Source organism: Myxococcus sp. AM009, from assembly GCF_013372605.1.
GTDB classification, from domain to species: Bacteria; Myxococcota; Myxococcia; order Myxococcales; family Myxococcaceae; genus Myxococcus; species Myxococcus vastator.
In genome coordinates this window covers 1-7,182 of the sequence record NZ_JABXEP010000256.1, presented here as the reverse complement: position 1 = coordinate 7,182, position 7,182 = coordinate 1, and the positions used below count along the sequence as shown (strand labels likewise).

Sequence of the window (7,182 nt, the reverse complement as noted above, 5' to 3'; positions counted from 1 at the left end):
GATGTGTATAAGAGACAGCCCCTCTGGCATGTTGTTTAACTAGGTGGTTTAATTTTGGGCGGAGGTCGTTATGGTCACCCCCATGGTTCAGCAACGTTCCGAGCAACTCGACGCGGTCTTCCACGCGCTCTCCGACCCGACGCGGCGGGAGATGCTGCGCAGTTTGTCCTCGGGGCCCCGGAGCATTGGCGAACTGGCGGCGCCGTTCAGCATGTCCTTCGCGGGCGCTTCCAAGCACGTCAAGACGCTGGAGCGCGCGGGGCTGGTGAACAGGTCGGTGGAGGGACGCACGCACCGGTGCAGCCTCGCGCCGGCGCCGCTGGCCGGAGCGGCCGACTGGCTGCGTTTCTACGAGCGCTTCTGGAATGACCGGCTGGATGCCTTGGAGCGCGAGCTCCGCAAGCCCGAGCGCGGCGGCGACAGGAAGGGCGCGCGGAAGGAGTGAGGTCCGCATGCGTCCCGCCGTCCCTCGGACAGGGGGCACGGACGGTGAAAGCACCGGCGACTCGCAAGGACAGACGCCTCAGTGTCTGTCGTCTTCTCGTGGGGCATCACCCGTCGCGGGCCGCGGGCCCCGTTGCTGCTTGAGCCGTTCGCGCGGCCAGACGAACAGCGCCATCCCGGCCAGGAACAGGAAGAAGATGACGACAGACAGCACGAGCCCGCCGCCGACGAAGCCCGCCGCCATGCCAGCCAGGCCCCACAGCAGGCCGTGGGGAAAGCCCAGGACGGCCCCAATGACGGTGCCCACCGCCGCGCCCGCGTAGGCGAAGGGCTCGATGAGGTTCACGATGCGCTCCCACGTTGATGCTCGTCACGAGCCTGGGCAGGAACACGCATGAGCAAGTCGCGACGCAAGGTGGTCCTCATCACTGGCGCATCCTCTGGCATCGGTCAGGCCTGCGCGGAGCTCCTGGGGGCGCATGGCCACGCCGTCCATGGTACCAGCCGCCATCCCCGCGCGGAGGGTGCCCACCACCGGATGGCTGTTTTGGACGTCACGGATGAGGATTCCGTTCAACGCGTGGTGGCGTCGGTGCTCGCGGCCGAGGGCCGGCTCGACGTGGTGGTGAACTGCGCGGGCTTCGTGATGGCCGGCGCGGTGGAGGACGTGTCCATCGAAGAGGCCCAGCGGCAGATGGACACCAACTTCTTCGGCGTGCTGCGCGTCTGCCGGGCGGTGCTGCCCACGATGCGCGCGCAGCGGTCGGGCCTCATCGTCAACATCAGCTCCATGGGCGGCGCCGCCGGGCTCCCGTTCCAGGGGCTCTACAGCGCCAGCAAGTTCGCCCTGGAGGGGCTGACGGAGAGCCTCCGGCAGGAAGTCGCCGCCTTCGGCATCGAGGCCACGCTGCTGCAGCCCGGGGATGTCCTCACGCGCGTGCGCGAGTACCGCCAGCGCGCCCGTCAGTCCGGTCCCGGGTCCGCCTACCAGGAGGCCTTCGAGCACGTCATGGACCTGGTGGAGTCAGCAGAAGGCGCGGGCGTCCCTCCCGAGCAGGTCGCCCGGAAGCTCCTGTCGCTGGTGGAGCGCCGGCGCGTGGACGTGCGCTACTCCGTGGGACACCTGTCGCAGCGCGTCGGCCTGGTGTCGAAGCGCCTGCTACCCGGGCGCACCTTCGAGCACCTCGTGATGGCCCTCCACGGCCTGTCGCGGCGCTGAGCGGGGCCCAGCGGCTTGCACATTCCTGACATAGGACTGTCAGGGGCGGGTCGCAGGATGGCGTCCACGAAGCCCCTTGGGTTCTCCCGACCCATGGGTGTTCGCATCCCACCCCCAGGTGCCAACCGACATGATTCCCTTCTTGATGATGTTGCCAATGCTCGTCCCCGCGGGTGTCAAACGTGGGCGCACCAGCAAGGCACGGAAGGAGCGGGTGCTGCGTCCGGTGCCTTCACCCACGAAGGAATCAGGAAGCGCGCCGCCTGTCCGTGCCTCCTCGCGGCGGCGGAGCCCGCCGGCCCAGGTCCTGGGGCAGCGGGCCCTCAACCGGGCCCTGCTCCAGCGTCAGTGGCTGTTGCAGCGCTCCCGAGCGGGCGTGGGGGAGGCGCTGGAGCACCTGGTGGGGCTCCAGGCCCAGGCCACCCATCCTCCCTACGGTGGATTGTGGACGCGGCTGGAGGGCTTCCAGCAAGAGGCGCTGACCCGGCTCATCACCGAGCGCCAGGTGGTGCGCGCCGGGATGATGCGCGGGACGCTGCACCTGGTGACCGCGCGAGACTGCCTCGCGCTGCGTCCCGTGCTGCAACCCGCGCTGGACAGGGGGCTGAAGCACGCCTCCCATGGCAAGCAGCTTGCGGGCGTGGACGTCCAGGCGCTGGTGGCGCGGGGGCGGGCGCTGCTGGAGGCGTGTCCCAGTCCTCGCGGTGAGCTGGGCCAGCGGCTCCAGGAGCAGTGGCCCGGCCATGATGCGAGCGCCCTGAGCATGGGCTTCTCGAGCCTGGTGCCGCTCGCCGTGGTGCCGCCCTGTGGAACGTGGGGCCATGGCGAGCGGATGGTGTACGCCACCGCTGAGTCCTGGCTCGGCCAGCGCTTCGAGGCCGCCGCGCCGCCAGACGCGCTGGTGCTGCGCTACCTCGCCGCATTTGGCCCCGCCAGCGTCAGGGATTTGCAGGCCTGGTCGGGCCTGTCACGCATGGGCGCTGTCCTGGAGCGGTTGAGGCCCGGACTGCGCACCTTCCGTGACGAGCACGGCGTCGAGCTGTTCGACGCCCCCGAGGCCCGGAGGCCCGACCCGGACACCCCCGCGCCCGTCCGCTTCCTGTCCGAGTTCGACAGCGTGCTGCTGGCCCACGCGGACCGCACGCGCATCATCTCCGATGCCGCTCGCAAGCGGGTCTTCACCACCAACGGCATCGTGCGTCCCACCATCCTCGTCGATGGCTTCGTTCGAGGAACCTGGCGCATTGAACGTGCGCGTGGCACCGCGACCTTGTGCATCACGCCCTTCGCGCGGCTGTCGCGCGAGGACCGCGCCGCGCTGAGCGACGAGGGCGCGAGGCTGCTCGCCTTCGCCGCCGCGGAGGCCCGGCGCGCCGACCTCCGCTTCGAGCGGGTGGGGTGAGGGCACCGGGAGCAGGCCTCCCCAGTCCCGCTCCATGCAAAAGAGCCGTGTCTCCATAAAACGCTATTTACCTTTAATTCCTGATTTCCAGGTGATATCCGGCGCCCTCTTTCCCGCATTGGGAGTGAGGAGGCACGTCGAATGGCACAGGGACACTCGGTGGTGGTGGGACGTGGCTGGGTGCTGGCGTTGGGACTTGGAGGTCTGCTGGTGGGGTGTTCGCCGGCGGAGGAGGCGGCCTCCGCGGAGGTGAAGTCACCGGAGGTGGCGGCGCGGGCCCAGGGGCTGGCGGCGCCCATCGGGCGGAGCGTCACGCTGAGGGCCTGCTCGACGCAGCAGTTCGTGTCCGCGGACCAGAACCTCGCGAACACGCCGCTGGTGGCGAACCGGGCCACGGCGCAGGACTGGGAGCAGTTCCAGGTGGTGGACGCGGGCGGTGGCCTGGTCGCGCTGCGCTCCGTGTCGTCGGGGCTGTATGTGTCGGCGGACACCAACCTGGGCGGACAGCTCGTCGCCAACCGGAACAGCGTCCAGGACTGGGAGCGCTTCGAGTGGGTGGAGTTTGGCGGCGACTCCGTGGGCCTGAAGGCGCGCAGCAACAACCTCTTCGTGTCCGCGGACACGAACCTGGGCGGGCAGCTCATCGCCAACCGCGCGTCGGCGGGGTGCTGGGAGTCCTTCTCCGTCAGCGTCATTGGCGGCGGCGGCGGTGGCTGGGTGGAGCGCTGGCGTGACGACTTCGACGGCAACAGCATCAACGCCGCCAACTGGTTCGCCAACACCGGCATCCATGTGAACAGCGAGCAGCAGCAGTACACGACGTCGCCGCGCAACATCGAGGTGAGCAGCGGGACGCTGAAGCTCATCGCGCGGCACGAGTGGAACAACGGCTATCCCTTCACGTCGGGCCGCCTGGAGAGCGCGGGCAAGCAGGAGTTCGGGCACGGCAAGGTGGAGGCGCGCATCAAGATGCCGGTGGGCCCGGGGCTGTGGCCGGCGTTCTGGATGCTCGGCAACAACATCAACCAGGTCGGCTGGCCGGAGTGCGGTGAGCTCGACATCATGGAGAACGTCGGCTACGCGAACTGGACGTCGGGCGCGCTGCATGGCCCGGGGTACTCCGGCAACACGCCCATCAACCAGCAGTTCTTCCCGAGCTCGCCGGTGAGTGACTGGCACGTCTACGCCACGGAGTTCTCGTCCCAGGACATCAAGTGGTTCATCGACGGCGTGCTGCTGAAGACGGTGACCCGCGCCGAGGTCGAGCGCTACGGCCGCTGGGTCTATGACCGCCCCTACTTCATCATCCTGAACCTGGCGGTGGGAGGCACCTATCCGCACGGCGTCAACGGGGCGACGACGCCGTACTTCGGCGTGCCGCAGTCCACGCTGAACCACATCCGCGACACGGCGCCCGCGTTGGAGGTCGACTGGGTCCGCTATTCCCAATGGCAGTGAGCCGGAAAGGCGCCAGACGTCATGCGAAACGAGCGTGTTTCACTCAAGTCCCTGGCCTTCGCGGCCCTGTGTGTCACCACCCTGCTGGCCTGCTCCGGCGCACCGGATGAGGCGGCGCGAGAAGGAGCGCCCACCGGGAGCTCCGAGCATGCGGCCCTCGCGACGCGCGTGGTGGGGTACCTGCCCACGTGGGCGGGTGACATCAACGCCCTCCAGTACGACAAGCTGACGCACATCAACTACGCCTTCGCGCTGCCCACCGCGCAGGGCGGCCTCACGGGGGTGAGCAGCAACGACGCGCGGCTGCGCTCGCTGGTGCAGACGGCGCATGCGCGCGACGTGAAGGTGCTCATCGCCGTGGGCGGCTGGAACAACGGCGACGACAGCGGCTTCGAGCAGCTGGCCGCCAACGCCTCCACGCGCACCGCGTTCGTGAACAACCTCATCAGCTTCGTCAACGCGGCGGGGTTGGACGGCGTGGACCTGGACTGGGAGTACCCGGACCCGGGGCAGTCGTCGCAGAACTTCGCGGCGCTGGTGCGGGAGCTGGGCGCGGCGCTCCGGGCGCGGGGCAAGCTGCTCACCGCGGCCGTCATCGCCAACGGCTACTACGGCGAGGGCATCCCCACGTCGACGTTCAGCGACTTCGACTTCCTGAACATCATGGCCTACGACGGCGGCCATCCGCATTCGACGTATGAGTTCGCGGTGCAGTCGCTCAACTACTGGGTGAACCGCGGGCTGCCGCGCGCGAAGGCGGTGCTGGGCGTGCCCTTCTATGGCCGCTCGCCGTCGTCCTACGTCAGCTACGCGGAGCTGGTGGGGCGTGACTCCCAGGCGCCCTACAAGGACTGGGTGGGGGACGTGCAGTACAACGGCATCGCCACCATCCAGGCCAAGTCGCGGCTGGCGTTGCAGCAGGGCGGCGGGGTGATGATCTGGGAGCTGTCCCAGGACACGCAGGGCGCCACGTCCCTGCTGAGCGCGATCGCGCAGGTGGTGCAGACACCCGGCGGCGGCAACGTGTACCGGCTGGTGAACAAGCTGACGGGCAAGTGCGTGGACATCGACGGCCCGAGCACGGCCGACGGCGCGCTCATCCACCAGTGGGCCTGCCACGGTGGTGCCAGCCAGCAGTGGGCGATGGAGTCCACCGACAACGGCTACGTGCGCTTCGTGTCCCGCCACAGCGGGAAGGCCCTGGACGTGCGGGATGTGAGCACGGCGGACGGTGCCCGGCTCCAGCAGTGGAGCTATTCGGGCGGCGGCAACCAGCAGTTCCGCGCCGTCTCGCTGGGCAACGGCTTCCACCGGCTGGAGGCGCGGCACAGCGGGAAGGTGCTGGACGTGGCGGACTGCTGGACCAGCGGTGACGGCGCGGCCGTGCAGCAGTGGGCGTGGTCCAACAACGATTGCCAGCAGTTCCGGCTCGAGCAGCGCTGAGCCGGTGCGGGGAGGCGGCGCTCCAGCCGGGCCGGGCTGGAGCGCCGTCGTCTTCCCCAGGAAGGTGTGAGGCTCAGGCGTTGAGCGTGCTCTCGTCGACGCCGGCCTCGGCCATCAGCGTGGCCAGCGCGAGCTTGAGCTTGTCCTTCGCGCGAATCTCCAGCTGACGGGCGCGCTCGCGGGAGAAGCCGAAGTGCTCGCCCAGCTCGCTGAGCGTCATCTCCGCGTCACCCATGACGCGCTGCTCGATGATGAAGCGCTCGCGCGGGTCCAGGCGGCGCAGGGCGCGCTGCACGAGCTCGCGGGTGAGGTTGGCCTGCTGCCGGTCGGCGACCTCGTCCACCGCGGAGGCGGACTCGGACTCCACGAAGTCCAGGTGCGTGGCGTCGCCGTCCTCGCCCATGGGCGCGTCCAGGGACAAGTCCCGGCCGCCCATGCGCTGCTCCATCTCGCGCACCTCGGAGGCCTTCACGTTCAGCTTGCGCGCAATCTCCTCGGCGTTGACGACGTTCGCGTCGCCGGCGCCCAGCTTCTCCAGCTCGCGGCGCGTGCGGGCCAGGCTGAAGAAGAGGCGGCGCTGCGCCTGCGTGGTGCCCAGCTTCACCAGGCTCCAGTTCTTGAGGATGCAGTTCTGGATGTACGCGCGAATCCACCAGACGGCGTAGGAGATGAGGCGGATGCCCTTGTCCGGGTCGAACTTCTGCACGGCCTTCATCAGGCCGATGTTCGCCTCCTGGATGAGGTCCGACATCTTCAGGCCGTAGGAGCGGTACTCGTAGGCCACCTTCACCACGAAGCGGAGGTTCGCCGTCACCAGCTGGTGGCCCGCGGCCAGGTCTCCGTCGCGGAAGCGCCTCGACAGCTCCTGCTCCTTCGGCTGGGTGAGCAGCGGGTACTGGTTGATCTCCGACAGGTAGGTGGAGAGCGAATCAGGGGAGGAGAAGGAGTTGGAAGCCTGCATGGTGTCTCTCGGGGAAAAAGAGATCTGGTTGGGGGACCGCGATGACGCTACGTGGGGGTTGCCCTTTGCGACCCGCGTGCCAAGGGGTGGCACCACCGTTTCCAAGTGAATCCAGGGGTTTGCATCCATGCTGCCCCATGCTTAAGGGCGGTAATCGGTCGTTTTTACAGCCGGCCTCACGGAAGTCTCTTCCGAACGTTGACTGGGCAACGGCGCTGTTGGCCCGGAGGGCAGGCAGGTGGGAGCGGGCGGGCG

7 protein-coding genes are annotated in these 7,182 nt (G+C 68.8%); 5 read left to right on the top strand and 2 right to left on the bottom strand.

All coding sequences use genetic code 11. The annotated features are described in order from the left end of the window. Window positions 1-70: 70 nt before the first annotated feature. Window positions 71-445, top strand: coding sequence for a helix-turn-helix transcriptional regulator (locus HV824_RS34175; protein ID WP_176417237.1), 375 nt, complete (start codon window positions 71-73; stop codon window positions 443-445). A gap of 78 nt (window positions 446-523) precedes the next feature. On the opposite strand, the gene HV824_RS34170 is transcribed toward HV824_RS34175, so the two are convergent. Further along, a complete protein-coding gene (locus HV824_RS34170; RefSeq protein ID WP_176417238.1) occupies window positions 524-790 on the bottom strand; it encodes a hypothetical protein in 267 nt (88 codons plus the stop codon). A 48-nt stretch (window positions 791-838) separates the two neighbouring features. Here HV824_RS34170 and HV824_RS34165 point away from each other — a divergent pair, with 48 nt between their 5' ends. The 4 genes from HV824_RS34165 (at window position 839) to HV824_RS34150 (ending at window position 5,966) form a co-directional block, all read left to right on the top strand. Further along, entirely contained in the window at window positions 839-1,663 is an 825-nt protein-coding gene (locus HV824_RS34165; RefSeq protein ID WP_176417239.1) for an SDR family oxidoreductase, read from the top strand. Between the two features lie 130 nt (window positions 1,664-1,793). Further along, window positions 1,794-3,065: a winged helix DNA-binding domain-containing protein gene (locus HV824_RS34160; protein ID WP_255208567.1), complete on the top strand. Its 1,272-nt coding sequence runs from the start codon at window positions 1,794-1,796 to the stop codon at window positions 3,063-3,065. Window positions 3,066-3,206: 141 nt separating this feature from the next. Beyond that, on the top strand, window positions 3,207-4,523 hold the full coding sequence (locus HV824_RS34155; protein WP_176425131.1) for a family 16 glycosylhydrolase: 1,317 nt from the start codon (window positions 3,207-3,209) through the stop codon (window positions 4,521-4,523). A gap of 21 nt (window positions 4,524-4,544) precedes the next feature. After that, window positions 4,545-5,966: an RICIN domain-containing protein gene (locus tag HV824_RS34150; protein WP_176417242.1), complete on the top strand. Its 1,422-nt coding sequence runs from the start codon at window positions 4,545-4,547 to the stop codon at window positions 5,964-5,966. 73 nt (window positions 5,967-6,039) lie between these two features. Here the strand turns inward: HV824_RS34150 and HV824_RS34145 are convergent, their stop codons facing one another. Continuing rightward, window positions 6,040-6,927 carry an RNA polymerase factor sigma-32 gene (locus HV824_RS34145; RefSeq protein ID WP_163777306.1) on the bottom strand — a complete coding sequence of 296 codons (888 nt, stop codon included), beginning with the start codon at window positions 6,925-6,927 and terminating at the stop codon, window positions 6,040-6,042. Between the last annotated feature and the right edge of the window lie 255 nt (window positions 6,928-7,182).